This is a genomic window from Lysobacterales bacterium, from assembly GCA_016703225.1.
GTDB lineage: Bacteria > Pseudomonadota > Gammaproteobacteria > Xanthomonadales > Ahniellaceae > JADKHK01.
The window spans coordinates 374,368-400,564 of record JADJCM010000003.1 but is presented as its reverse complement, the minus strand read 5'-3'; the positions used below and the strand labels follow the sequence as shown (position 1 = coordinate 400,564).

18 protein-coding genes, 11 tRNA genes and 1 pseudogene are annotated in these 26,197 nt (G+C 64.0%); 6 read left to right on the top strand and 24 right to left on the bottom strand.

Annotated features, from left to right (window positions below):
• Nucleotides 1–20: 20 nt before the first annotated feature.
• Nucleotides 21–4,286: an autotransporter outer membrane beta-barrel domain-containing protein gene (locus tag IPG63_14950; protein ID MBK6728498.1), complete on the top strand. Its 4,266-nt coding sequence runs from the start codon at nt 21–23 to the stop codon at nt 4,284–4,286.
• Nucleotides 4,287–4,347: 61 nt separating this feature from the next.
• Entirely contained in the window at nt 4,348–5,052 is a 705-nt protein-coding gene (locus tag IPG63_14945) for a serine/threonine-protein phosphatase (GenBank protein MBK6728497.1), read from the top strand.
• A 13-nt stretch (nt 5,053–5,065) separates the two neighbouring features.
• Here the strand turns inward: IPG63_14945 and IPG63_14940 are convergent, their stop codons facing one another.
• The 4 genes from IPG63_14940 to IPG63_14925 all read right to left on the bottom strand — a co-directional run bounded on the left by IPG63_14940 (nt 5,066) and on the right by IPG63_14925 (nt 8,452).
• Complete coding sequence (locus tag IPG63_14940; protein MBK6728496.1) at nt 5,066–6,529, bottom strand: serine/threonine protein kinase; 1,464 nt, start codon at nt 6,527–6,529, stop codon at nt 5,066–5,068.
• Nucleotides 6,530–6,611: 82 nt separating this feature from the next.
• Complete coding sequence (gene dnaQ / locus IPG63_14935) at nt 6,612–7,319, bottom strand: DNA polymerase III subunit epsilon (GenBank protein MBK6728495.1); 708 nt, start codon at nt 7,317–7,319, stop codon at nt 6,612–6,614.
• Nucleotides 7,320–7,775 (bottom strand): ribonuclease HI, encoded by a 456-nt coding sequence (gene rnhA / locus IPG63_14930; protein MBK6728494.1) that lies wholly within the window; start codon nt 7,773–7,775, stop codon nt 7,320–7,322. It lies immediately after the preceding gene.
• Entirely contained in the window at nt 7,772–8,452 is a 681-nt protein-coding gene (locus tag IPG63_14925; GenBank protein MBK6728493.1) for a methyltransferase domain-containing protein, read from the bottom strand. Before IPG63_14925 ends, rnhA begins: the two co-directional genes overlap by 4 nt.
• A gap of 103 nt (nt 8,453–8,555) precedes the next feature.
• Here IPG63_14925 and gloB point away from each other — a divergent pair.
• The 3 genes and pseudogenes from gloB (at nt 8,556) to IPG63_14910 (ending at nt 11,382) form a co-directional block, all read left to right on the top strand.
• A pseudogene (gene gloB / locus IPG63_14920) lies at nt 8,556–9,304 on the top strand (hydroxyacylglutathione hydrolase).
• Nucleotides 9,297–10,517 (top strand): transglycosylase SLT domain-containing protein, encoded by a 1,221-nt coding sequence (locus IPG63_14915; protein ID MBK6728492.1) that lies wholly within the window; start codon nt 9,297–9,299, stop codon nt 10,515–10,517. The pseudogene gloB and the gene IPG63_14915 overlap by 8 nt, the downstream one beginning before the upstream one ends.
• Nucleotides 10,518–10,599: 82 nt before the next feature.
• Nucleotides 10,600–11,382, top strand: a complete 783-nt coding sequence (locus IPG63_14910) for an enoyl-ACP reductase (protein ID MBK6728491.1) — start codon at nt 10,600–10,602, stop codon at nt 11,380–11,382.
• Nucleotides 11,383–11,451: 69 nt separating this feature from the next.
• On the opposite strand, the gene IPG63_14905 is transcribed toward IPG63_14910, so the two are convergent.
• The 18 genes from IPG63_14905 to IPG63_14820 all read right to left on the bottom strand — a co-directional run bounded on the left by IPG63_14905 (nt 11,452) and on the right by IPG63_14820 (nt 21,566).
• Nucleotides 11,452–13,362 carry a SurA N-terminal domain-containing protein gene (locus IPG63_14905; GenBank protein MBK6728490.1) on the bottom strand — a complete coding sequence of 637 codons (1,911 nt, stop codon included), beginning with the start codon at nt 13,360–13,362 and terminating at the stop codon, nt 11,452–11,454.
• A gap of 80 nt (nt 13,363–13,442) precedes the next feature.
• Nucleotides 13,443–13,519, bottom strand: a tRNA-Asp gene (locus IPG63_14900).
• Between the two features lie 9 nt (nt 13,520–13,528).
• Nucleotides 13,529–13,603: transfer RNA gene (locus IPG63_14895), tRNA-Val, on the bottom strand.
• Nucleotides 13,604–13,614: 11 nt separating this feature from the next.
• A complete protein-coding gene (locus IPG63_14890; protein MBK6728489.1) occupies nt 13,615–13,887 on the bottom strand; it encodes an HU family DNA-binding protein in 273 nt (90 codons plus the stop codon).
• Nucleotides 13,888–14,086: 199 nt separating this feature from the next.
• Complete coding sequence (lon, locus tag IPG63_14885) at nt 14,087–16,582, bottom strand: endopeptidase La (protein MBK6728488.1); 2,496 nt, start codon at nt 16,580–16,582, stop codon at nt 14,087–14,089.
• Between the two features lie 90 nt (nt 16,583–16,672).
• On the bottom strand, nt 16,673–17,956 hold the full coding sequence (clpX, locus tag IPG63_14880; GenBank protein MBK6728487.1) for an ATP-dependent Clp protease ATP-binding subunit ClpX: 1,284 nt from the start codon (nt 17,954–17,956) through the stop codon (nt 16,673–16,675).
• A 109-nt stretch (nt 17,957–18,065) separates the two neighbouring features.
• A complete protein-coding gene (clpP, locus tag IPG63_14875) occupies nt 18,066–18,656 on the bottom strand; it encodes an ATP-dependent Clp endopeptidase proteolytic subunit ClpP (GenBank protein MBK6728486.1) in 591 nt (196 codons plus the stop codon).
• A gap of 78 nt (nt 18,657–18,734) precedes the next feature.
• Nucleotides 18,735–20,039 (bottom strand): trigger factor, encoded by a 1,305-nt coding sequence (locus tag IPG63_14870; protein MBK6728485.1) that lies wholly within the window; start codon nt 20,037–20,039, stop codon nt 18,735–18,737.
• A 45-nt stretch (nt 20,040–20,084) separates the two neighbouring features.
• Nucleotides 20,085–20,169: transfer RNA gene (locus IPG63_14865), tRNA-Leu, on the bottom strand.
• Between the two features lie 46 nt (nt 20,170–20,215).
• A tRNA-Lys gene (locus tag IPG63_14860) sits at nt 20,216–20,290 on the bottom strand.
• Nucleotides 20,291–20,302: 12 nt separating this feature from the next.
• Nucleotides 20,303–20,379: transfer RNA gene (locus tag IPG63_14855), tRNA-His, on the bottom strand.
• A gap of 25 nt (nt 20,380–20,404) precedes the next feature.
• Nucleotides 20,405–20,481, bottom strand: a tRNA-Arg gene (locus IPG63_14850).
• Between the two features lie 18 nt (nt 20,482–20,499).
• A tRNA-Pro gene (locus IPG63_14845) sits at nt 20,500–20,576 on the bottom strand.
• Nucleotides 20,577–20,737: 161 nt separating this feature from the next.
• A tRNA-Arg gene (locus IPG63_14840) sits at nt 20,738–20,814 on the bottom strand.
• Nucleotides 20,815–20,936: 122 nt separating this feature from the next.
• Nucleotides 20,937–21,029 (bottom strand) — tRNA-Ser (locus IPG63_14835).
• Nucleotides 21,030–21,036: 7 nt separating this feature from the next.
• Nucleotides 21,037–21,255: a carbon storage regulator CsrA gene (csrA, locus tag IPG63_14830; protein MBK6728484.1), complete on the bottom strand. Its 219-nt coding sequence runs from the start codon at nt 21,253–21,255 to the stop codon at nt 21,037–21,039.
• Nucleotides 21,256–21,401: 146 nt separating this feature from the next.
• A tRNA-Glu gene (locus IPG63_14825) sits at nt 21,402–21,477 on the bottom strand.
• 13 nt (nt 21,478–21,490) lie between these two features.
• Nucleotides 21,491–21,566, bottom strand: a tRNA-Ala gene (locus IPG63_14820).
• A gap of 215 nt (nt 21,567–21,781) precedes the next feature.
• Here IPG63_14820 and IPG63_14815 point away from each other — a divergent pair.
• Nucleotides 21,782–23,461 carry an AMP-binding protein gene (locus IPG63_14815; protein MBK6728483.1) on the top strand — a complete coding sequence of 560 codons (1,680 nt, stop codon included), beginning with the start codon at nt 21,782–21,784 and terminating at the stop codon, nt 23,459–23,461.
• Between the two features lie 43 nt (nt 23,462–23,504).
• Here the strand turns inward: IPG63_14815 and lysS are convergent, their stop codons facing one another.
• Both lysS and prfB read right to left on the bottom strand, forming a co-directional pair.
• Nucleotides 23,505–25,025 carry a lysine--tRNA ligase gene (gene lysS / locus IPG63_14810; protein MBK6728482.1) on the bottom strand — a complete coding sequence of 507 codons (1,521 nt, stop codon included), beginning with the start codon at nt 25,023–25,025 and terminating at the stop codon, nt 23,505–23,507.
• An 8-nt stretch (nt 25,026–25,033) separates the two neighbouring features.
• Nucleotides 25,034–26,159 (bottom strand): peptide chain release factor 2 gene (gene prfB / locus IPG63_14805; protein ID MBK6728481.1). Its coding sequence is split into 2 segments (ribosomal slippage): nt 25,034–26,083 and nt 26,085–26,159, totalling 1,125 coding nucleotides; the frame shifts between segments, so codons are not numbered across the junction.
• Between the last annotated feature and the right edge of the window lie 38 nt (nt 26,160–26,197).

Below are 26,197 nucleotides of genomic sequence, written 5' to 3'. Positions count from 1 at the left end.
GTCCAAGAGGAGTTCGCGCCATGACGCCGTCCATCCACTCCGTTGGGTCTCTGCTCCGCAGGCTGGCGTCGCGCTCGCTGGTTCTCGCGACCACGGTGTGGCTAGGCACCACTCCAGTCTGGGCCGGCACTCCCTGCATCACGCCCACGACCACCAGTTTTGCCGTGGTCGAGGGGACTCTGGTCGATGTGGACTATCTGTTCTCCGCCATGGGCAGCAGCGTGCCACCAGCGCCGGAGGACATTACGTGGCAGTCCAGTTCTCCCCACGGTAACTTTTTCTTTTCCAATGGCAATCTCACGCTGACCAATTTCGGTGTGGCCTGGACCGAGACATCTCCGGGGTCAATGTCGTGGGAACTGGGCGATAGCGAGAAAGTCTACGTGGGCGTCTCTTCGGCGACCGGCCCCTACAGCGGCAGCGTGCAAGCGCAGAACAGCGGCTGTCTCATCACCCCCACGCCGGTCACGATCAACGTCCAACTGCTCAGCAATGCGCAGGCGACGATGTCAAGCAGCGGCACCGCGACACCCGGCGCGACCGTCTATGCACAGGTGCACGCCACCCACCAGGTGGGAGCTTCGGTGCTCGATGCGGTGAACGTGCCGTTCACCTTCAACATCTCGGGCCCCGGTTCCTTCGGCATCCCCGCGCCATTCACCGTCGTGACCAACAGCGTCGGCATCGCCAGCATCCCGGTCAACATCTCGAATTCGGCGACCGCCGGCCAAAGCATCACCGTCTCGGCCAGTGCACCGGGCTATGGCTCCCCAACCACCATGTTCACCGTGGTCGGCGGAAGCAATGTGACCTCCGTGACTGGCGGGGTCGATCCGATGTCGCCCGGGCAGACCGGACCCGATTATGTCGTGACCGTGATGGACCCTTACGGCTACCCGATTTCCACATTCTCGGGCTCGGTGCAAATCACGCAGGGCAGCGCGCTGGTGGAGAACGGCGGCGCGCCCGCCCTGAGCATTCCGCTGACCTCGAATCCAATGACCGGCGAGGCCAGGTTCCGCATCGTCGCCGGAACCGCCCCGGGCCCGGTGGCCGCGAAGATCGCGATCTCGGGTGCTGCCGATGTCTTCGTCTACACCAGCGTCAATGCACCGGCCGCCTTCGTCGTCACCAACGGCGACAACCAGCAACTCCTTCCCGGACAGCTCAGTGAACCGATCGGCTTCCGGATCGACGGGTTGTTGATACGCAGCCCCGCTGGCAGCGCGCCCTCCACGGCGCAGGTGAGCATCCTGTCGGGCGACGCCGTGATCGCCGAAAGCGGCGGATCCACGGCGATGATCACGCTGAATGCGACCCTGCCGCCCACCGGGCAGTTCTCGATCGTCGCCGGCAACACGCCCGGCCCGGTAGAAATCGGGATCGCATCCGCTGGTACCGCACCGACGATCACCCCGGCCACCGCGTATGCAGAAATCCTGAATCCGGTGCCGCTGCAGCCGCTGGCCATTGCCGGTGGCGATGGGCAAGTTCGCGAGGTGGGCACCGTGCTGCCGATCCCGCTGGCGGTGCGGGTTCCGCCTGATCCGGTCGCCGCTGCCGCGCTCGGCAAGACGGCGAGCGCGATCCAATTCAACGTGATCTCCGGCCAGGCCCGCTTCAGTGCCAACGGTCAGTCGAGCATCGTTACGCCAGTGGACGCCACCAGCGGCATCGCCCAAGCCGAACTGCGCCTGCTTTACGAGATCGGCCAGGTTCGCATTCAGGCCAGTGCGCCGGGTTACTTGCCGGTGGTGTTCACGGCCAATGCCGTGGCGCCAGGTCAGGTGCTGGAGCTGACCCGGCTGTCGGCGCCGCCGCTCGGCGCCGCAGGCACGCTGAGCGACCCGATGGTCGTGCAGTTGACGCGCTCGGGCGTACCGGTGGCATCAGCACGCATCGACTGGCAACTGATCTCGGGCAACGCCACGCTCACCGCGTCGGATTCGCAAACCGACGCCAATGGTCGATCCAGCAACACGCTCACCTTCGGCACCTTCGCCGGCGACATCGTGGTGCGCGCCACGCACACGCCCGTGGACGGCACCTTCAGCGTCAGCACCGACTTCACCCTCGGCGCCCCGGCCCAGGGCGCGCTGCTCTCGGTAAGCGCCGGCAATGGCCAGAGCGGGCCGATCGGCGGCACCCTCGACCAGCCGATCGAGTTCTGGCTGCACAACCACTCCGGCCCGATCGCTGGTGAAATCGTGAACTTCAGCGTGGCCGGAGCGGCCACGCTGACCGCAACCTCGGCGACCACGGACAGCGAAGGCAAGGTGCGCGCGAACTTGCGCTTTGGTGGCACGGCCGGAGCAGTCACGGTGACCGCCCGCGCCTTCGCCAACCAGATCAGCGCCAGCGCGGTAGCGACCAGCTTCGTGCCGAATCTGGCCATTGTCTCCGGCGACGGCCAGTCGGCCGCGGCCAGCGCCGCCCTGCCCGATCCATTGGTGATCGGCATCAGCCAGCCGGCGGCGGCACTATTGGGCAAGGCCCTCGGCGGCCTTGCCGTGAACTGGCGCGTGCTCTGCGGCAATGGCACCCTGACCGCGGCGAGCACCCAGACCGACAGCTTCGGCCACAGCCAGAACCGGCTCACGCTCGGACCCAGCCCGGGCTGCAACCAGGTCGAAGCAGCGATTCAGGGCGTCGGCACGGTCACTTTCAACGCCACCGCCACGGTACCCTCCGGCACCATCCTCGAGATCGTCTCGGGCAACGGCCAGGCATTGGTGCCGCTCGCGGATTCCGCGCCACTGCGCGTTCGTGCCCGCACCCCGGACGGCCAGAATCTCGCCGGCATCGTGATCGCCTTCAGCGCCGATCGCAGCGAAGCGACGTTGGACCCGACCGAAGCCACCACGGCCGCCGACGGCACCGCATCGACCATCGCCCGCATCGGACTGCCGCTCGGTGTGCGTGTCAGCGCGCGCATCCGCGACGCGTCTGCGGTCGCTGCGGTCGAGTTCGCGCTGAACGCGGGCGTGGTCAACACGGCGAATCTCGGCGCCGCAGAAACCGGCGTCGCCATCGCCATCGACAGCGCCTGTCCGCGACTCGCCGGCATGAACAACCTCACCGCCGGCCAGGCCGACCTGCTGGCGCGTTGCAGCGAACTCGTCGGCAACGCCGCGAATCATCCATCGGAAGTGAACCGCGCGCTCGGCGAGATGCTCGGCGACGAGGCCTCGTCGCAGAACAGTGCGGCATTGGCGGCGGCAACGAGCCAACTCGACCATCTGAAGTCGCGCTTCGCGGCACTGCGCTCCGGCTCACGTGGGCTCGACCTCGCCGGCCTGAACCTGATGGTGCCGGGCGGCGCGATTCCGCTCAGCTTGCTGCCGAGCGCGATCGCACTCGCCGTGGGCGAAACGCCGGAAGAAGTCGGCGCCGAGTTCTCGCGCTGGGGCTTCTTCGCCACCGGCACCATCGGTCGTGGTGAGCGCGATCCGGACACGCTCGACCCGGGCTACAAGTACGACAGCTACGACGTCACCGCCGGTGTCGACTACCGCGCCACCGATTCCTGGGTGCTGGGCGCCGCGCTCGGCTTCAACGGCAACGACACCCGCCTGCCCAACGCGCGCGGCGGCATGGATGCCACCGGCTGGACCGTCTCCGGCTACGCCAGCTGGTTCTCTGGCTCGCAGTGGTACGTGGACGGCGTGCTCAGCTACGGCAGCAACCAGTTCGATCTGGAACGCGGCATCGACTACAGCATCGGCGCGCTCGCCGGTGGCCTGACCCGCGTCGATCAGATCGCGCTGGCCTCTCCCGACGGCGACCGCCAGTCGTTCTCGCTCTCGCTCGGACGCGACTTCAACAAGGGCGCATGGAGTTTCGGCCCCTACCTGCGCGCCGCCTACACCAGCATCGACTTCGACAGTTACAGCGAGACCATGTCGAACCCGTCGGCGGCCGGTTCCGGACTGGCGCTGCAGGTCGATGGACGCACGCTCAAGAGCCTACAGGGCGTGGTCGGCGGCAAGCTCAGCTACGCCATCAGCACCTCCTGGGGTGTGCTGCTGCCGAGCGCACAGATCGAATGGGTCAACGAGTTCGAGGACGACCCGGAACTGCTGGTCACGCGCTTCCTGCATGACCCGATGCAGACGCCGATCCTGATCGAGAGCGACCGTATCGATGACAACTACTTCAATATCGGGCTGGGTCTGTCCGGAGTATTCGCCAGCGGACGCAGTGCCTACCTGTACTACGAACACGTCGCCGGTCAGGAGCGCATGAGCTCGGACAGCCTCGCCATCGGCATTCGCATCGAGTTCTGAGGGGGCTTGGCGGAATGCGCGAACTCGTCATAATTCGGGACCATATGCAGTTGCAGCCAACATGATCGAATTCGGGCATTCCACCCACGTCGGGCTCCGTCGCGAGCACAACGAAGACACCTACTACGCCGACAGCGAACTCGGCTTGTGGCTGGTCGCCGACGGCATGGGCGGTCACGAGAACGGCGAGGTCGCGAGCGCCTTGGCGCGCGATACGCTGGTACGCGAGATCAAGGCCGGCGAACTGCTGGCGCGCGCCATCCAGATGGCCGACGAAGAGATCATCAAGCACTCGAATCGCAGGCCGCAAGCGCTGCCGATGGGCACCACCATCGCTGCCGTGCGTGTGCAGGGCAACGACTACGAAATCGCATGGGTTGGCGACAGCCGCGTCTACTGCGTTGAGGGCGGCCGCTTCCGCCAGTTGTCGCAGGATCACTCCTACGTGCGCGAACTGGTCGAACAAGGCGCCATCAGCGCCGAGCAGGCGCGCACTCACCCGCATCGCAATGTGGTCACCCAGGCACTCGGCGTCACCGATCCGCAGAGCCTGCGCGTCGAGACTGTCACCGGCACCCTCGCCCCGGGTAGCCAGCTGCTGCTGTGCAGCGACGGCCTGACCGAAGAGGTGGACGATGCCGACATCGCCGGCGTGCTCGCACGCAGCGATCTATCGGCCCAGGAATGCGTCGATCACTTGATCCTGGCCGCGCTCGACGGCGGCGGCTCGGACAACGTCACGGTGATCCTCCTGCGCAGCCAGTAGGCGCCGGCGTGCGTCACTGCGCCGGGCACTCCCGCTCACGCAGCGCCAATAGCGTCGGTCGGTCTGGAACCGCCAGCAGTCCGGCCTCCGCCAACAGGTTGCAGCCGGTGACCGAACCCCGATCGAGCGCCGCGCGCGCCTTGGACTCGTAGAAGTCGGCGATCCGCAGCAGTCCCTCGTTGGCTTCGCTGTTGCCCGGATCGAGACGCAACACCTGCTGATAAATTTCGATCGCGTTGTCGCCCGGCGGCGAAGAGAGCTTGCGCCCGACCAAGGTCGATTCGCCGCTCGGCACGATCGCTTCGCGCACGTAGCCGCTCGCCTTGGCGAGCAACGACTGGACATCGCCCTCGATCACCGGCGGGGCCCCGACCGCGTCCGGCTCGACGACTGCGGGCGCGACTGGCTGCGCCGACTCCGCCACCGCGGTCGGCGCACGCAGCTTGGACCAGGAGAACAGCGCGGCGATCAGCGCGCCCGCACCGACCAGCGCCCAGACCCAGGGCCTGGCCGCTTCCGGCTGCGCGGAAGCGGCCTGTTCCGGTTCCACGGCCAAGCCGCGCTGCGTCGCGGCAGTCTGGTCGACCGGTCCCACGGCCACGCGCGCCGCCGCCCGCTTGCGCGTGGTTTGCGCATCGCGCATCGCCTTGGCCTCGGGCGCGGTGGCAATCAGTTTGTCGCAGGCCGCAACGAAATCGTCCCCGGTACGAAAGCGTTCGTCCGGTAGCTTGGCCATCAGGCGATCAATCAGCGGTTGCAACCAGGCCAAACTCTGCGGCAGGCGCGGGATCGGATGGGTCACGTGCATCAGCGCGATCGTGTATGGATCGCTGGAGTCGTAGGGCGGACCGCCGGTGAGCAGTTCGAACATCATCGCGCCGAGACTGTAGAGATCGGAGCGCCCGTCCACCTTCTCAGCACGCGCCTGCTCCGGGCTCATGTAGTGCGGCGTGCCGATCGAATTGCCGGCCTGCGTCGCCATGGTGTTCGAGTTCATCGCCTTGGCGATGCCGAAATCCGCGAGAACGGCGGTGCCGTTGGCACGGAACAGTACATTGCCGGGCTTGACGTCGCGATGCACCACACCCTTCTCGTGGGCATAGGCGAGACCGAGTGCAACATCGCGCGCGACGTCGAGGATCGCCGGCACCGTCATCGCCTGGTCCATGCGCTCGCGCAGGGTACCTCCAGGAATGAACTCCTGGGCCAGGTAGTACACGCCCTCGTGCTGCCCGATGTCGTACACCGTGACCAGATTCGGGTGACTGAGCTTGGCGGTGAGCCGGCCTTCCTTCAGAAAGCGGTCGGTGAACTCGGCGTTCGCGGCCAGCGTCGGCGCCATCACCTTGAGCGCGACCTCTCGGTCCAGCGACTCCTGCATCGCCAGGTAGACCGATGCCATTCCGCCCTCACCCAGCCCGCGCAGAATGCGGTATCCGGGGATATCGACGCTTTTCAGGACCTGTGTGACACTCATGCCGATCGGAGCCTGCGCGGGATCATCCGGCAAAGATAGCAAAGCCGGTCATGCCGCAGGCGAATTGCCACTTGCTGCATGATCAGGAGGGGAGCGTGCGCCACAACGGCATCTGCTTGGCCGCCTTGGCCACGGCATCGAGCCGAGCCTCATGGGCAACGAGTTCCTCGGCCCCGGCGCGCAGCACGCGCAGCGCGCCACGGAAAGCCCGCGGCGCCTGGTCGGCTTGCGTTCCGACGGGTGTCACAGCACCCTCGAAACTCATTTCGCCCTGCCCGGCGGTGAGCGCCAAGTACACCTCCGCGAGGAGGTTCGCGTCCAGCAGGGCGCCATGCAACTCGCGACCACTGTTGTCCACGCCGAGGCGCTTGCACAGTGCATCCAGTGAATTGCGCTGCCCGGGAAATCGCTCCCGCGCCAGCTTCAGCGTGTCGAGCACACTGCAGCGCTCTCCGATCCGGCCTTCGGCGGGCTCCAGGCGTGCCAGTTCCGCATCGAGGAACCCGACGTCGAAGGACGCGTTGTGCATGATCAGTTCGGCGCCCTCGATGAAGCCGAGGAACTCGCCGGCGACCTGTGCGAACAACGGCTTGTCGGCGAGGAACTCGTCGCTCAGACCATGCACTTCGGCGGCACCACGATCGACCTCGCGTTGCGGATTGAGATAGCGATGGAACTCGCGCCCGCTGCGCCGGCGCTCGCACAGTTCGATGCAACCGATCTCGATGATGCGATGGCCGCGCGAGACTTCCAGGCCGGTGGTCTCGGTGTCGAGGATGATCTGGCGCATTCAGCGTGGCTCCTGGCCCAGCAAGTCGCGGATGGCGGCGCGCGCGTGCGCGTCCACGGCTTCGTTTTCGGCATGGCCATCGTGGCCGCGCACCCAGTGGAAGCGCACCTCGTGTAGCCCCAGAACCCGATCGATGGCTTCCCACAGGTCCCGATTCTTGACCGGATCACGGCCACTGGTGCGCCAGCCGTTGCGCTTCCAGCCCGCCATCCACTGCTCGACGCCCTGCTTCAGGTACTGCGAATCGGTGGTCAGATCCACTGCACAAGATTTCTTGAGCGACTCCAGTGCCCGCAGCGCCGCGGTCAGCTCCATGCGATTGTTCGTGGTCTGCGGCTCTGCGCCATTCAGCCAGCGCTCCTGACCGCGGTAACGCAACAGTGCCGCCCAGCCACCGGGACCGGGATTTCCGGAGCAGGCACCATCGGTGTAGATCGCCACGCGCTCGCCGCTCACGCCGCCAACCCGCTGCGCGAAGTAGGACGCGCGACCCATCCGGATACCGGCGTTGCAGCACGGCTGCGCGCGCGCAACTGGCGTACGTTCGGCAGTTCGCGCCGCTTGCGCGCCTCGATCAGGCACAGTCCGGACCAGATCCGCGCGGGCGCCGCAATGCGCACTTCGGCCAAGCCATCGAAATCGACCTGCGACACCCGCAGATCGACGCACCCCCGCACCGCCAGCGCCTCCAGCAACGCCCGCGTCGAGCGCACCCGCAACGGCGGTGCACCACAGTCTCCGAAGCGCAACTTGCAGCGCGTCCAACCCAGCGCGCCGACCACGAACAGCGCGATGCCGCGCTCCGGTTTCAACACCCGGATGGACTCATCGAGCAACTCTTCGATGCGGCCACCGGCCTCCAGAACATGCTGCAGGACCACGCGATCGATACTGTCGTCGCGCAATGGCCACTGTGATTCGATCGCGCGCAAATCGCCTTCCAGGTGTCGGCCCCGCTGGGCCAGGGCGAGCACGCCTGGCGCCGGTTCAAACGCAGCTGCACCGTCCACTGCAAGCCAGATCTCACGCTCGTCGTCGACCAAACCCGCGGCCAGGGTCTGGCGTTCAGCTACAAGCAGCCGTTGCCACCAACTGGCGGGCACGGCAACTGCAGGTGTGGATTGCAAAACCATGGGCGACTCGGGAATTGCCGGAGCCCGATTGTGATACAAGCCGAGCTTGCTCCGAAAGAAGTTTCCCGCCATGCCCCTGGTCGCCAGCACTCCCCTCGCGGGACTGACCGCACATGCCGTGACCGCCTTTGCCGACAACTACCTGTGGCTGTTGCAATCGGATCGGCAGGCGATTGCGATCGATCCGGGCGATGCCGCGCCAGTACTCGCGACGATGGAATCGCTGCGGCTCACACCCGCCGCGATTCTGGTGACGCACCACCATCCCGACCACATCGGCGGCGTCGAAGCCCTGGCCGTGCACTGGAACTGCCCGGTGTTCGGCCCCGCCGACACGCGCATCGCCGGCATCAACACGCCATGCGTCGAGGGCGACCGCATCCGGCTCAGTGGCTTTCCCGAATTCGAGGTTTGGCACCTCCCGGGGCACACGATCTCCCATCTCGCATTTCGGCTCGAAGACGCGATCTTCGTTGGCGACACCCTGTTCGGCGCCGGCTGCGGTCGCGTGTTCGAGGGGTCGGCCTCGGATCTGTATGCTTCGCTGCAACGCATCGTCGCGCTGCCGCCCGCCACGCTGGTGTTCTGCAGTCACGAATACACCCGCGCCAACCTGCGTTTCGCCGCGCTCGTGGAGTCAGGCAACGAAGCGGTGCATCTGCGCGCGCTGGCACTGGCCGATCCCGGCCCCAGCGTACCGTTTGCACTCGGCGAGGAACTCGCCAGCAACGTCTTCCTGCGCTGCCATCTGGCCTCGGTGCGCACCGCCGTCAACGCACATTTCGGTACGGCGCTTGATGCCCCGCCGAGGTCTTCGCCGCACTTCGTCGATGGAAGAACAGCCATGTCTAGGCAATGCATCCAGCCCCGGCCACTGCGCTGGCTGTTCGTGCCAGCGCTGCTGGCGCTGCTCGGTGCGTGCACGCCGGAGCGGGTACGCGAAGCCCCTGCGGGCGAGCCGGTCGCCGCCGATGACGCACAACCTATGCCCCGGTCTGCACCGCTGCCGGAACCGACGCCGCCACACGCGATGGAGGCCGCTGCGGTGGCGCCGCCCGCCGAGATCGCTGCCACGGCGGAGGCGACCCTGTGGCAGGCCATTGTCGCCCGCCACGCGTTCTCCAATTGCGCGAAGCCGTCCCCGGCAGTGCGTCGCTGGCAACGCATCTATCTGCAGTCGCCGACACGTCATGCCGAAAGCCTGACGCGCGCAGCGCCATGGATCGCCTACGTCGCCGAAGAACTGGCGCGACGCGATCTGCCTTCGGAGTTCGTGTGGCTGCCCTTCGTTGAGAGCGGCTACCAGCCGATTCGGGCGCGTGGTGGGCGCCCCGCTGGCGCATGGCAATTGATGCCGGCCACGGCGCGCTGGCGCGGTCTGCGAATTGAGCATGGCTACGATGGCCGCATCGATTTCGTCGCCGCCACGCGCGCCGCGCTCGATCTGATCGAATACCTTGCGCGCACCTTTGATCGCGACTGGGCATTGGTGACCATGGCCTACAATGCCGGCGAATACCGCATCAAAGGTGCACTCAAGCGCGGGCGCGCGCCGGGTACAACGGTCGCGCCCGAGAGACTCGCGGTCAGCCCGATCACACACGAACATCTGGTCAAACTGCGCGCGTTGGCCTGCGTGATCGCTGCGCCGTCTGAGTTCGCGCTGACCTTGCCCGAGGTAGATCGCGAGGAGCAGCTCGTGGCGCTGCACCTTGCGGCCGCGATGCCGGTCACGCAACTCGCGGCCCTCGCCGGCGCGACTCCAACCGAATGGCAGAAATGGAATCCAGCCTGGACGCGCCGCCACGTCGACGCCGCCGCCGACGTGCTGGTACCTCGGCGGCTCGCCACCGCCGCCGCACAGGCTTTCGCCACCGCAACACCGGAGCCGGTTCCGGCAGTCGCAGCGGCGGCATCGCATGGCCAGACCCACGTCGTGCGCGCCGGCGAGTCAGCCTGGCTCATCGCCCGTCGCTACGCGCTCTCGCTCGCCGAACTGTTGGCCGCCAATGCCCTCGATGCGAGTGCCGTGCTGCACCCGGGTCAGATCCTGCGCCTGCCCTGATCCGATACGCCTGTGCATCGTTGCCGTCGTCGAAAGCCGCCGGATAGACTGCGCTCCCAGCGTTCACGACGAGAGATCTTCCATGGGCTTCCTGCAAGGCAAGCGTGCACTGATCATCGGCATCGCCAGCGACCGTTCCATCGCCTCCGGCATCGCCGAGGCAATGCACCGTGAAGGCGCCATCCTGGCCTTCAGCTACCAGAACGACCGGCTGAAGTCGCGTGTGCAGGATGCCGCAAAGGAGTTCGGTTCGGAGATCGTTCTCCCTTGCGATGTCGCCTCCGATACCGAGATCGCGGCCCTGTTCGCAGAACTCGGCCAGCACTGGGGCCAGCTGGATGTCCTGGTGCACTCAGTTGGCTTCGCGCCACGTGAGTCGATCCAGGGCGACTTCCTCGACAGCATTTCGCGCGAGAGCTTCGCCATCGCCCACGACATCTCGAGCTACAGCCTGGCGGCGCTGGCCAAGGCGGCACGGCCGATGATGCGCGGCCACGACAGCGCCATCCTGACACTGAGCTATCTCGGCGCCGTGCGCGCAATGGCCAACTACAACGTCATGGGCCTGGCCAAGGCCTCGCTGGAGGCAAACGTGCGCTACCTCGCGCGCTGCCTCGGCCCCGAAGGCATCCGTGTCAACGGTATCTCGGCCGGGCCGATCAAGACCTTGGCCGCCGCCGGCGTGAGCAATTTCCGCAAGATGCTGGAACATGTCGAAGAGACCTCGCCGCTGCGTCGCAACGTCACCATCGAGCAGGTCGGCAACGTCGGCGCGTTCCTCTGCTCCGACCTCGCCGCCGGCGTCACCGGCGAGATCAGCTACGTCGATTCGGGCTACAACATCCTGGGCATGACCGGCATCTGAGGTCGCCCGAGCGGCGCAGAAAAAAGGCGCCTCGCGGCGCCCTTCTTCATTTTGATCCTAACGCCGCGATCAGAGCCGGTCCTCATGCACCACGATCGCTACGCGCTTGCGCAAGGCGTCGCGCAACGCTTCATTGTCGCTGCTCGCCAAGCCGGACTTGAGGCTGGCACGGGCAGCGTCGCGTGCTGCAGCGTCGATGCTCTTGACATCGATGTCCGTGACCGCCGTGAGTTCGAGCAATGCATGGCGCTGATCACCTCCCTGCACTAGGGCGGGGGAAACCTTGCCGGAAAGCGGCCGCGGCAGCTTGAAGGCTTCGGTCACGAGCTTGGCATCATGGGTCATGGCGTTGCGACCCACGCCTTCGGCCGAAGTCACTTGCGCACTCACCGATGCAGCCAGGGCATCCAGCGTCTCTCCCGCCCGCAGTCGCTTGTAAAAGCCATCGGCGGCATCCTTCGCCTGCTTGCCTTTGCGCTCGATGGCCAGCAAGCCCTTGACCTCAGCCAACACGTCTTCCAGCTTGCGTGGCAGCGACGGCTTGTGCTCAAGCAAGCGCACGATGACCACGTGGTTCTCGCCCAACTCGATCGGCTCGCTGTTGTTGCGCTCCAGCAATACCGCATCCGAGAACGCCGCCTCGCGCACCTTCGGGAACATGGCAATGCCGCCACCGGAATCGCGATCGAAGAGTTCGGTTTTCTGGATCGAAGCTTCCAGGGCTTTCGCTGCAGGTTCCAGCGAGCCGGGGCTCGCAAATCCCTCATCGACCAGATCGTTGAAGCGTTCACCGTATAGTTGCTCACGCTCGCCGACCGTGTATTCGCTCTCCAACTCGGCGCGCACCTCCTCGAACGGGCGGAAACTGGCGGAACGCGCCTCGCGAACCGTGATCAGGTGATAACCCTGATCGGTGCGAACCGGGTCGGAAACCGCTCCCACCTGCAAACCGAACAGGGCTTCCTCGAACGCCGGCTCGAACGTGCCGGTCTTCTCGATCCAGCCCAAATCGCCGCCGCTCTCCTTCGAACCCACGTCTTCGGACGAACTCTTCGCGACGGCATCGAAGCTCTCGCCGCCACGGACCTTGGCCAGCAGAGCCTCGGCCTTGGCGAGCGCGACCTTCTGCGCCTCTGCTTCGGCACCCGCGGCCACCGACACCAGGATGTGCGAGGACAAGCGCTGTTCGCCGCTGCCGAAACGGGTGGCCTTCTGCTGCTCGTAGCGATCGCGCAGCGTGGCTTCATCGGCGGGCGGAACCGGCAAGGTCGCAGCGTTCAGCTCGATGTACTCGAGCGACGCCTGTTCCTTGGTCGCGAACTTCTCCGGATTCTTCAGGAAATAGGTCTTGGCCTCCTCGTCGCTGACCTGTTCAGCAGTGACGCTCGGTGTATTCAGCGCCAGGTAGCGGAAGCTGCGCGTCTGGTCGCGAAGGCGGAGGAAGCTGTCGACATCGGCCTCGGTGACCAGAGCACTGGCGGCGATCTGGGACGGCAACTCACGCACGGCGAGATCGCGCCGCATGCGCTGCTCGAATTGCTCAATGGTCATCTTGTTGGCCTGCAGCACCAGCGCGTACTGCTTGCCATCGAATGCGCCATCGACATGGAACGCCTCGATCTTGCCGATCTCCTCGCGCAGACGCGCGTCCGAAACGGCCACGCCGGCAGCTGCGCCTGCCTGGGTCATCAGTTCCTCATCGACCAGCTGATCGACAACCTGGCGCTTGTACTGCGGCGTGTTGAAGAACTCGGACTGGAATGACTCGCCCATCATCGTGCGCATGCGCTGAAGCGTCTCGTTCATGCGTTCGCGGTAAGCGCCCGAGCTGATGTCGGTGCCTCCGACCTTGGCCACGCCAGTATCGCCGCTCGCGACGAAATACCCCTGAATGCCGAAGAACATGAACGCCGCCATCAACAGCGCAAGGATGGCGTAGGCGATCTTGGAACCGGATTTGTCGCGAATACTCTGCAGCATGGATGGCTCTCGAATGGGCGCACCGCGATGCGCTTCACCGCAAAAAACAAAGGCGCCACTACGGGCGCCCTTGCAGGAGTTGGCGGAGTGGACGGGGCTCGAACCCGCGACCCCCGGCGTGACAGGCCGGTATTCTAACCAACTGAACTACCACTCCGTTTTCTTCTGGTGGGTGCTGAGGGTTTCGAACCCCCGACCCTCGCCTTGTAAGGGCGACGCTCTACCGCTGAGCTAAGCACCCAGCAAAGCGCGCTAGTTTATAGCGTCTTTGAGCGCTTTGCCAGCCTTGAAGGCAGGAATCTTCGAAGCCTTGATCTTGATCGTCGCACCGGTACGCGGGTTGCGACCAGTGCGCGCTGCGCGCTTGCGAACCGCGAAGGTTCCGAAGCCGACGAGCGACACGCTGTCACCCTTCTTCAGCGACTTCTTGACGACTTCGATCAGCGCATCGAGTGCACGGCCGGAATCGGCTTTGCTCAGCTCAGCGTGATCGGCGATCGCGTTGATGATATCACCTTTGTTCATGTGTCACTCCCTCAGGATTTCTGGGTAATCAGCTTGGGCATCGTTCCGTCGCGCGAGGCGAACCGCACTTCGCCGAACCGGATCCACCACCCATGCATCCAGCGATTCGATCACTGAAACGCATGCGGCGTGGGCGCGCTTTTATACCAGTCCATTTCTGGGCACGCAACAAAACCGCTAGGAAAAACGCGGGTTGCGCCTAGTGTTTGCGCGACGCCCCATCACCCTTGACTTCGCTTTCGATCTTCGCGGTTGCTTGCGCGTCGACAGTCACCGGTTCCGCTTGCGTGACCTGCGCGCGCACCGCCATGAGCGGCCGTTCAAGTGCGATGTCGAGCACCTCGTCGATCCATCGCACCGGCTTGATCTCGATCGCTTCGGCGATGTTCTTCGGCATGTCGACAAGATCCTTGCGATTGTCTTCTGGGATGACGACCAGCTTGATCCCTCCGCGGTGCGCGGCCAACAGCTTCTCCTTCAACCCGCCGATCGGCAACACGCGCCCGCGCAGCGTGATCTCTCCGGTCATGGCGATATCCGAACGCACCGGCACCTTGGTTAGCGCCGAGACCAGCGCGGTACACATCGCGATGCCTGCGCTCGGTCCATCCTTGGGAGTCGCTCCCTCCGGAACATGGATGTGGATGTCGGCCTTCTGGTTGAACTCGGGGTCGATTCCGAAATGGTCAGCGCGCGCGCGTACCACCGACAACGCTGCCTGGATCGACTCCTGCATCACGTCGCCGAGTTGCCCGGTGTGGATCAGCTTGCCCTTTCCTGGAACCGTCGCCGCCTCGATGCTGAGCAGATCGCCACCGACCTGCGTCCACGCCAGCCCAGTCACCAGTCCGACTTCGTTCTGCTGTTCGGCACGGCCATAATCGAAGCGGCGCACGCCGAGGTACTTTTCGATCTGCTCAGCTCCAACTTCCATCAGTCCAGGCGTCGCAGCAACGCCGCTTCCGGAGAGACGCGTCTGCTCGGCCTGTAACAGGATCTCCTTGACCACCTTGCGGCAGATCTTGGCGATCTCGCGATCAAGGTTGCGCACGCCGGACTCGCGCGTGTAGAAGCGCACGATATCGCGCAGCGCGTCGTCCTTGATGCGAAGCTCGCTCGGCGCAAGTCCGGCGGCAGCCATTTCCTTGGCCACCAGGTAGCGCGATGCGATGCTGATCTTCTCCTCTTCCGTATAGCCCGGAATACGGATGATTTCCATGCGATCGAGTAGCGCCGGTGGAATGTTGAGGCTGTTCGCGGTGGCGATGAACATCACCTCGGACAAGTCGAAATCGACCTCGAGGTAGTGATCATTGAAAGTGTGGTTCTGTTCGGGGTCGAGCACCTCCAGCAGCGCCGAGGACGGGTCGCCACGGAAGTCCGTCGACATCTTGTCGATCTCGTCGAGCATGACCAGAGGGTTGCGCACACCGACCCGCGACAGGTTCTGGATGACGCGGCCCGGCATCGAGCCGATATAGGTTCGGCGATGCCCGCGGATCTCGGCCTCGTCGCGAACGCCACCAAGCGCCATCCGCACGAACTTGCGATTGGTAGCCTTGGCGATGGATTGCCCCAATGAGGTCTTGCCGACACCGGGCGGACCGACCAGACACAGGATCGGCCCCTTCAACTTGCGCACGCGCTGCTGCACCGCCAGGAACTCGAGAATGCGCTCCTTGACCTTCTCCAGTCCGTAGTGATCCTCGTCGAGCACCAGATCCGCCTGCTTCAGATCGCGACGCACCTTGGAGCGCTTCTTCCACGGCGTGCCGACCAGCCAGTCGAGATAGTTGCGCACGACGGCAGCCTCGGCTGACATCGGCGACATCTGCTTCAACTTGGCCAGTTCCGCCCGTGCCTTTGCCTCAACTGGCTTCGGCATTCCCGCGGTCGCGATCTTCTTGGCCATCTCCTCCAGTTCATTTGGTGCAGCCTCGTCGATCTCGCCAAGCTCCTTCTGGATCGCCTTCATTTGCTCGTTGAGGTAGTACTCGCGCTGGCTCTTCTCCATCTGCGACTTGACACGGCCGCGAATGCGCTTCTCCATCTGCTGCATGTCGATTTCGCCGGTGACGAAACCGATCAGCAGTTCCAGTCGCTCGAACACATCGACCGCTTCCAGTACACGCTGCTTGTCCTGCAGGCGAATCGAGAGGTGCGCGGCGACGGTGTCGGCGAGGCGCCCGGCATCATCCAGCCCGGACAAGGTGGTCATCAACTCAGGCGGTACCTTGCGGTTGATCTTGATGAACTGTTCGAACATGGATAGCAGCGACTTCGAGGCTGCCTCCAACTCTCGCTCGTCCCGCTGCGAGCCGGACTCGATGGGCTCCGCGCTGGCGCTGACGAAACTCGCACCATCGTTGAGTTGCGTGACGCGAACACGGGCACCGCCCTCGACCAAGACCTTGATCGTGCCATCCGGAAGCTTCAGCAGTTGCAACACCGTCGCCAGCGTGCCGACATGGAAGAGTTCATCGGCGCCGGGATCGTCGGTGTCTGGGCTCTTCTGCGCCAGCAGAAATACATGCCGATCGGCCTCCATTGCCGCATCCAGGGCGCGAATCGACTTCTCGCGCCCGACGAAGAGTGGAATGACCATGCTCGGATAGACCACAACGTCGCGCAGCGGCAGCACCGGTACGCTCACATTCACCGCTGCTGGGGTACTGGCAGTCATGCGATTCTCCATAGGAGGCGTGCCAGCGCACAGTGCGCCAGCGAACATGCTGCGTCAAGTAAGGGCCCGCGCCGCGATTTGCAAGCGTTCCGGATGCCCCGGTCAGTCCCCGGAAGCCACCCGGGCCACTGGTTGCGGCAGGCCGCTGTAGATCAAGTAAGGCTCCGCCGAGCCATTGATGACGCCTTCGTCAAGCACGACCTTGCTGACATTTTCCAGTGACGGCAGCTCGTACATGGTGTCGAGCAGCACCTGCTCGATGATGGTGCGCAGACCGCGCGCTCCGGTCTTGCGCTTCAGCGCCTTGCGCGCCACCGCACGCAGCGCATCTTCGCGGAACTCGAGTTCCACACCTTCCATCTCGAACAGCTTGCGGAACTGCTTGGTGATGGCGTTCTTGGGTTCGCTCAGGATCTTGATCAGGGCGTCCTCGTCCAGTTCGTCCAGTGTCGCCACCACCGGCAAGCGGCCGACGAACTCCGGGATGAGCCCAAACTTGATCAGGTCTTCAGGCTCGATGGTCTTGAGCACGTCGCCGACGCTGGCACGGCGTTCCTTGCTGCGAATCTCGGCCGAGAAGCCGATCCCGGTCGACTCGGAACGCGCCTGGATGACCTTTTCAAGGCCGGCGAAGGCTCCGCCACAGATGAACAGGATATTGCGCGTATCCACCTGCAGGAACTCCTGCTGCGGATGCTTGCGGCCACCTTGCGGAGGAACCGAAGCAATGGTTCCCTCGATCAGCTTCAGCAGCGCCTGTTGCACGCCTTCGCCAGACACATCACGGGTGATCGAGGGGTTCTCCGACTTGCGCGAGATCTTGTCGATTTCGTCGATGTAGACGATTCCGGTCTGCGCCTTTTCGGTATCGTAGTCACACTTTTGCAGCAACTTCTGAATGATGTTCTCGACGTCCTCGCCGACATATCCAGCCTCGGTGAGCGTCGTCGCATCGGCGATCGTGAACGGCACATTGAGTAGCCGCGCCAGCGTCTCCGCGAGCAGCGTCTTGCCCGAACCGGTCGGGCCGACCAGCAGGATATTGCTCTTTGACAGCTCGATCTCGTCGCTGCGTTGCCTGGACTCCAGCCGCTTGTAGTGGTTGTAGACCGCCACCGCGAGCACCTTCTTGGCGCGCGGCTGGCCGACCACGTACTGATCCAGCGTGTCCAGGATCTCGCGAGGTTTCGGCAAGTGACTGCGCGCCGTCGCCGCCTTCTCCTCGAGTTCCTCGCGGATGATGTCGTTGCACAGTTCGACGCACTCGTCGCAAATGAACACGGACGGTCCGGCAATCAGCTTGCGCACCTCATGCTGGCTCTTGCCGCAGAAGGAGCAGTAGAGAACCTTGGTGGACTCGCCGCGGGTGCTTCGATCGTCGCTCATCTTGCCTTGTGTTCCTTGCTGCGATGCCGCTCGGGGCGCAGAATAGCACAGCGAATCCCGCCCGCTTTTGGCGCGGGAATCACGCGATTTCTCGGAGTTCCGGTCCGGACTAGCCGGCCTTCACGCTCTCGCTGGGACGTTGTGCCAGCACCGAATCAACCAGACCGTAGTCCCTGGCTTCCTCGGCGCTCATGAAGTAGTCGCGATCGACGTCGCGCTCGACCTGCTCCAACGCCCGTCCGGTGTGATCTGCCAGCATCGCATTGAGCTTGGCCTTGATTGCCAGGATCTCCTTGGCATGGATGGCGATGTCCGAAGCCTGCCCGGAAAATCCGGCCGAAGGCTGGTGGATCATCACCCGCGAATTGGGCAAGCAGTAGCGCTTGCCCCTCGCGCCCGCAGAAAGCAGGAACGCGCCCATGCTGGCCGCCTGGCCGATGCAGATCGTGCTCACGTCGGACTTGATGAACTTCATGGTGTCGTAAATGGCCAATCCAGCCGTCACCGAGCCACCGGGGCTGTTGATGTATAGACTGATGTCCTTATCCGGATTCTCGGATTCGAGAAACAGCATCTGCGCAACGATCACGTTGGCCATGTAGTCCTCAACCGGACCAACGCAGAAGATCACGCGCTCCTTGAGCAGTCGCGAGTAGATGTCGTAGGCACGCTCGCCACGCGAGGTCTGCTCGACCACCATCGGTACCAGATTCAATCCTGTGATCACCGTGTCTCTCCGTCAGCGGTCGGGCAGTGGTGGGGGCAACGGCGCATCAATTCAACGAGGCGCTTGCATCAGTTGCTGGAACGTCACCAACTGCGGCGTGACCTTGGCATGACCGAACACCCAGTCGACGACCTCATCTTCCATCGCGCGGATGCGCAACCCGGACATCAGTTGCTGGTCATGCAGATACATTTCGACGACCTTCTGCGGTTCTTCATAGGTCGATGCAATGGTCGAGAGCATCTCCGAAACGCGCTGCTGGGTGGGGCGAATCTGGTTGCGGATCGACAGTTCTTCCAGCAGGACACTGGCGTGTACGCGATTGCGCGCCACCGTGCGCATCTGCTCGGTTGCTTCCGTCGGCGCCTCAGACTCGCGCCCGGCGCGGGTCGCGGATTCCTGAGCCTGCGCCAGCAAAGCCCGCGTCTCCGCCTCGATGCGCGACTTCGGCAAGTCGAAACCCTTGAACGCGAATACCAGCGTGTCGACAGCGTGCAGCTTGTTACGACCGTTCAGCGTGGTGCGCATTTCCCGCTCGAGATTGGCGCGCACATCTTGGCGGAACCTCTCCAGGCCGCCGTCGATGCCGAAGCTCGCGGCAAACGCCGCATCGACTTCGGGCAAGCTGCTTTCCTGTACGCGCACCGCCTTGAGGTGCACGTCGGCGGTCTTGCCGGCCAGCAGTGCATCCCGGAAATCGGCGGGGAATTCGAGGCGCGCATCTTTCTCTTCGCCGGCACTCAGTCCGAGCAACGCGTCCTCGAAGTTCTTGAACAGTGCGCCCGAACCGATGACCGTACCGGCGCGCTCGCTGCCCGACGCCGGAAAGCGCGCGTCGCCGGCTTGCGCCGAAAACTCGAACACAACCATGTCGGCGACGCGCGCAGCGCGATCCACCGGGCTCCATTGACGGCGCTGCTGGCGCAGCGTCTCGATCATGCGTTCGACATCAGCTTCGTCGACACGCGATTCCAGCCGGGTCAAGGCCAGGTTGGCGACATCGACCTCACCGACTTCCGGCATCACGTCGAAGGTGGCGGTGTAGACCAACTCTTCCTTGGGCGCGTCGGCGTCGCGAGCAATTCGCGGCGACATCGCCGGACGGAGTTTTTGCTGGGTGATGGCTTCCTGGAACGAGCCACCGATCACGTCACCGAGGATCTCCGAGCGCACCTGTTCACCAAAGCGTTTCTCGATCACCGTGCTCGGCACCTTGCCGGGCCGAAAGCCTTTCAAACGAACATTCTGTCCCAGCTCGCGAATTCGATCGCGCACACGCTCCTCGTAGCGCGCTGCCGGAACGCGCACCGTCATCTTGCGCTCAAGAGTGCTGATCTGTTCGATCGAAACTTGCATGGAAACTCCCGAAAACTGAACGTTGTTGAGTGCGCGGCGCGGCGCTGGTGCGAAAGGAGAGACTCGAACTCTCACGGGTTGCCCCGCTGGAACCTAAATCCAGTGCGTCTACCGATTCCGCCACTTTCGCATGAAGCCGTCGACCGCGGTGAGCTGAACCTGAGAGTGAGAGGAGGTGGTGGGCCGTCTAGGACTCGAACCTAGAACCTGCGGATTAAGAGTCCGTTGCTCTACCATTGAGCTAACGGCCCACACTGGAAAACTGGGGTGGATAATGGGATTTGAACCCACGACCCTCGGAATCACAATCCGATGCTCTAACCAACTGAGCTATATCCACCACTCCGAACAAAAACTTGCCCCGGTGGCGCGCCCGACAGGACTCGAACCTGCAACCGCCGGCTTAGAAGGCCGGTGCTCTATCCGGTTGAGCTACAGGCGCCGAATCCAGGGGACCAGATGGTCGGGGTAGAGGGATTCGAACCCCCGACATCCTGCTCCCAAAGCAGGCGCGCTACCAGACTGCGCTATACCCCGCTGGTTCTGGCTGCGTCGCATTTCAGACGGTGACAGAAGCCGCCGCATGGTACGCACCGCAACCCACAACGTCAACGAAGAACCAAATCAAAGCACTCGCCGCAACCACTTCGTTCAAACGAAGCGGGGCGCTTTCGCGCCCCGCTTTGTCTCAACCATGTTGGCGCGCCCGGAGAGATTCGAACTCCCGACCACCAAGTTCGTAGCCTGGTACTCTATCCAACTGAGCTACGGGCGCAAGCAAGGAGCGGAATTATGAAGGGCTCCGATCGAATCGTCAACACTCTGCTGCGAACTTTTCACGCAAGCGACTGAGGCCGCCGCACCAAAGCAAACGGCCCCGAAGGGCCGTTTCTTGACTGGCGGAGAGAGAGGGATTCGAACCCTCGATAAGGCTTTTGACCCTATACTCCCTTAGCAGGGGAGCCCCTTCGGCCTCTCGGGCATCTCTCCGGAACCGTCAAACCTTGTTCGCGTTCTCGCCGGAGTCGGGGGCGGGTTCCTTGTGCCCCTCCTGCTCGCGCCGAATGCGCTGATAAATCTCTTCCCGATGCACCGCGAGATCCTTGGGTGCGTTGATGCCGATGCGAACCTGGTTGCCTTTCACGCCGAGTACCGTGACCGTTACCTGGTCTCCGATCATCAGCGTCTCACCCACACGACGCGTCAGAATCAACATGCCCTACCTCCCCCGGTGCAGACCGAACTGCCGTCTCACCGTGCAGTCCATCGCCTTGTTCGGCCAAAGCCGTCATGCGCCGGATACTACAGACCACCCTATCCGATCGCAATGAAAACGAAGGCCGCCCACAGGCGGCCCCGGTCTGGCGTCCCCAAGGGGATTCGAACCCCTGTTACAGCCGTGAAAGGGCCGTGTCCTAGGCCTCTAGACGATGGGGACTTGCTTCCTTTCGTGGTGGAGCCAGCCGGAGTCGAACCGGCGGCCTCTACAATGCCATTGTAGCGCTCTACCAGCTGAGCTATGGCCCCCGCGAAAGGGCGCGCATCATAACAGCTGATCGTCGTCCGTCAACAGCTGTCGCTGCCTTCTGTGGCGTCTTTCGACCGTCGCGCGGTTCCCGCAACTGCACGTTGACAATCGCCGCTTGCTTGTCTGGATAGGACCCCTGTGATGCAATCCGACGGGGTCGGATGCGCATGCATTCCGCGATCAATTGGCAGCAAGAGACACCGGAGAGACACGCATGCAGATCGAGCGACCCTGGCTGACCACGTATCCGAAGGGCGTGCCAGCGGAAATCGATGTCAATGCCTATGGCTCGATCGTCTCGGTACTGCGCGAAGCCTGCGACAGCTATCGCCAGAAGCCCGCCTTCACCAACATGGGCAGGACCATTACCTACGACGACCTCGACGCGCTCAGCGCCAACTTCGCGTCATACCTGCTCAACGATCTGCAGCTGAAGAAGGGCGATCGCATCGCGATCATGCTGCCCAACCTGCTGCAGTATCCGATCGCGATCTTCGGCGCACTTCGCGCCGGCCTGACCGTGGTCAACACCAATCCGATGTACACCGCCCGGGAGCTCAAGCACCAGCTCAACGATGCCGGCGCCAGCGCGATTGTCGTGCTCGACAATTTCGCCGCGACGCTGAGCGATGTGCTGGAGGAGACGTCGATCCGACATGTCATCACGACCGCGATCGGCGACCTGCTCGGCTTCCCAAAGTCGCTGCTCGTGAACTTTGTCGCCAGGCACGTCAAGAAGATTGTGCCTGACTACCACATCGAGGGCGCCATCCGCTTCAACGAGGTCCTGGCGGCCGGTGCGCGCAAGCCGGCGCCGAAAGTGGACCTGGTCGCCGACGACATCGCCTTCCTGCAGTACACCGGCGGCACCACCGGCGTCGCCAAGGGCGCCATGCTGACGCATCGCAACCTGATCGCGAACATGCAGATGGTGTCGGCCTGGTTCGGCGCCAACATCAAGCTCGGCGAGGAGGTGATGATCACCGCCCTGCCGCTCTATCACATCTTCGCACTCACCTGTAATTGCCTGGTGTTCATCAAGTTCGGCGGACTGAACGTCCTGGTCACGAATCCGCGCGACATGCCCGGCTTCGTCAAGGAACTTGCGAAGACACCGTTCACCGCGATCACCGGCGTCAACACGCTGTTCAATGGCCTGCTCAACACGCCGGGCTTCGCCGAGGTGGACTTCTCGCACCTGAAGATGAGCTTCGGTGGCGGCATGGCAGTGCAACGCGCGGTCGCCGAGCGCTGGAAGAAGGTCACCAACTGCACACTGATCGAAGGCTTCGGCATGACCGAAAGCTCACCGGTGGCCACGATCAATCCGCTCGACAACCCCGAATACAGCGGCTCGATCGGCCTCCCTGCCCCGTCGACCGACCTGTGCATCCAGGACGAGGACGGCAAGATTCTCGGCCTCGGCGAGATCGGCGAGATCTGCATCCGCGGCCCACAGGTGATGAAGGGCTACTGGCAGCGCCCGGAAGACACCGCCAAGACCATCGTCGATGGCTGGCTGCGCACCGGGGACATGGGCAAGTACGACGAGCGCGGTTTCTTCTACATCGTCGACCGCAAGAAGGACATGATCCTGGTCTCGGGATTCAACGTCTATCCCAACGAGATCGAGGATGTGGTCGCGAGCATGGCCGGCGTGCTGGAAGTGGCCGCGGTCGGGGTGCCCGACGACAAGTCCGGCGAAGCGGTGAAGCTGGTGATCGTGCGCAAGGACGCGGGCCTGACGGCCGAGCAGGTCAAGGCGCATTGCAAGGACAATCTCACCGGTTACAAGCAGCCGAAGATCATCGAGTTCCGCGACTCGCTGCCGAAGACCAACGTCGGCAAGATCCTGCGCCGAGAACTGCGCGACGCGCCCAAGCAGGCGTCCTGAGCCGCGAAGCGGCGGCGTATCATGGAGATGCGCCGCCAGCGTGTCAGCGCTCGACTTCCGGACGCATGTACGGAAACAGCAACACGTCGCGAATCGACGGCACGTCGGCCAGCAGCATGACCAAACGGTCGATGCCGACACCGAGTCCACCGGTCGGCGGCAATCCGTATTCGAGCGCACGAATGTAATCGGCGTCGAAATGCATGGCCTCGTCGTCTCCGGAGTCCTTGGCTTCCACCTGAGCGAGGAAACGCGCGGCCTGGTCTTCGGGATCGTTCAACTCCGAGAAGCCGTTGGCCAATTCCTTGCCGCCGATGAACAACTCGAAGCGATCGGTGATGCCGGGGTCCTGATCATTCGCGCGTGCCAGTGGTGACACCTCGGTCGGATGCGCGGTGATGAAGGTCGGCTGCACCAGGTGCTGCTCGACCGTCTTCTCGAAGATCTCGAGCAGGATCTTGCCCCAGCCGTAGTCCTTCTTGACGTGGATGCCGAGGCGCGCGCAGTGCGCGACCATGGCCTCGCGGTCGCGCAACTGCTCGCGACGGATCTCGGGATTGGCGGCGAGCACGGCGTCGTCCATGCGCGTGCGCGCGAAGGCCGGGCCCACGTCGATGGCGCGGCCTTCCCAGTTCAATGACGTGGTGCCGGCGCCGGCCTGTGCGGCGCAGCGGATCATCGCCTCGGTCATGTCCATGACTTCGTTGAACGTGGCGTAGGCCTCGTACGACTCGAGCATGGTGAATTCGGGGTTGTGACGCGTGCTCACGCCCTCGTTGCGGAAGTTGCGGTTGATCTCGAAGACACGATCGAGCCCACCGACGACCAGCCGCTTCAGATACAGCTCCGGCGCGACGCGCAGATACATCTGCAGATCGAGCGCGTTGTGGTGCGTCACGAACGGACGCGCGGTGGCGCCGCCCGGGATCGGATGCATCATCGGCGTCTCGACCTCGACGAAGCCGCGCCCTTCCATGAAGTCGCGAATGGCTCGTACGGCTCTCGAGCGCAGTGCGAACACGCGCTGCGAATCCTCGTTGACGATCAGGTCAACGTAGCGCTGGCGATAGCGCTGCTCGACATTCTCGAGGCCATGCCACTTGTCCGGCAGCGGCCGCAGCGACTTGGTCAGCAGCCGCAACTGATCGACCTTGATCGACAGCTCGCCGGTCTTGGTGCGCATCACCTGCCCTTCGGCGCCAACGATGTCGCCGACGTCGAAGCTCTTGAAAGCCTCGTAAGCATCACCGAGCGTGCTCTGTTGCAGGAACAGCTGGATGCGCCCGCTCTGGTCCTGGATCTGCGTGAACGCGGCCTTGCCCATGATGCGCTTTGCGAGCATGCGTCCCGCCACGCGCACCCGGCGCGCCAGGCCGTCGATGGCCTCGGCGCTCCACTGTTCCTTGTCGGCGTAGTCGTCCTGCAGCTGGCCGGCGAAGGCATCCGGGTGGAAGTCGTTCGGGTAGGCATTGCCGTGCGCGCGCAGTTCATGCAGCTTGGCGCGACGCTCGGCAATCAGGCGGTTCTCGTCGACGATTGGCGTAGCGTTGTCGGTCATGGTCATTCCCGGGTTCAGGCGTCTGCGCGCTTGGAGCCGGCTTCGAGGCCGGACTTGAGGCTGGCTTCGACGAACTCGTCGAGGTCGCCGTCGAGGACTTTCTGGGTGTCGGTGCGCTCGATGCCGGTGCGCAGGTCCTTGATGCGCGACTGGTCGAGCACGTAGGAGCGGATCTGCGAGCCCCAGCCGATGTCCGACTTCGACGCTTCCAATGCGGCCTTCTCGGTATTGCGCTTCTGCATTTCGAGCTCATAGAGCTTGGCCTTCAGCATCTTCATCGCGTGATCGCGATTGGCGTGCTGCGAGCGCTGCGTCTGGCAGGCGACCACGGTGTTCGTCGGCACATGCGTGATGCGCACCGCCGATTCGGTCTTGTTGACGTGCTGACCACCGGCACCGGACGAGCGATAGACATCGGTCTTCAGGTCGGCCGGATTGATCTCGATGTCGATGTCGTCATCGACTTCCGGCGCCACGAACACCGAGGTGAACGAGGTGTGGCGACGGTTGTCGGAATCGAACGGCGACTTGCGCACCAGGCGATGCACGCCGGTCTCGGTCTTCAGCCAGCCGTAGACATAGTCGCCTTCGACTCGAAAAGTTGCGGACTTCAGCCCCGCCACTTCGCCCTCCGAAGCTTCCAGCAGCTCTGCCTTCCAGCCGCGCTTTTCGGCGAAGCGCAGATACATGCGCAGGAGCATCTCGGCCCAATCTTGCGCTTCGGTGCCGCCGGCGCCGGCCTGGATGTCGACGAAGGCATTGTGTGCGTCCATCTTGCCGGAGAACATGCGCTGGAATTCGAGCTTGTCGACGCGCGCCGCCTGGGCATCAAGGTCATCGCGCACGGCGATCGCGGTGCTGTCGTCGCTTTCGGCGATGGCGAGTTCCAGCAGCTCGCCGGCCTCGGTCAATGCTTGCGTGAGTCCGGAGATCTCGCCGACGATCTTCTCCAGCAGTGCGCGTTCGCGCCCCAACTCCTGCGCCCGCGTCGGATTGTCCCAGATACTCGGCAGTTCGAGTTCGCGACTTACTTCTTCGAGACGTTCGCTCTTGCTGTCGAAGTCAAAGGTACCCCCTGAGCGAAGTGACTCGCTCGAGCAGATCCGCGATGCGGCCGGCAATCGGATTGGTTTCGATCATGATCGTGATTCGCTGAAAAACGGCCGGCGAGAATACCA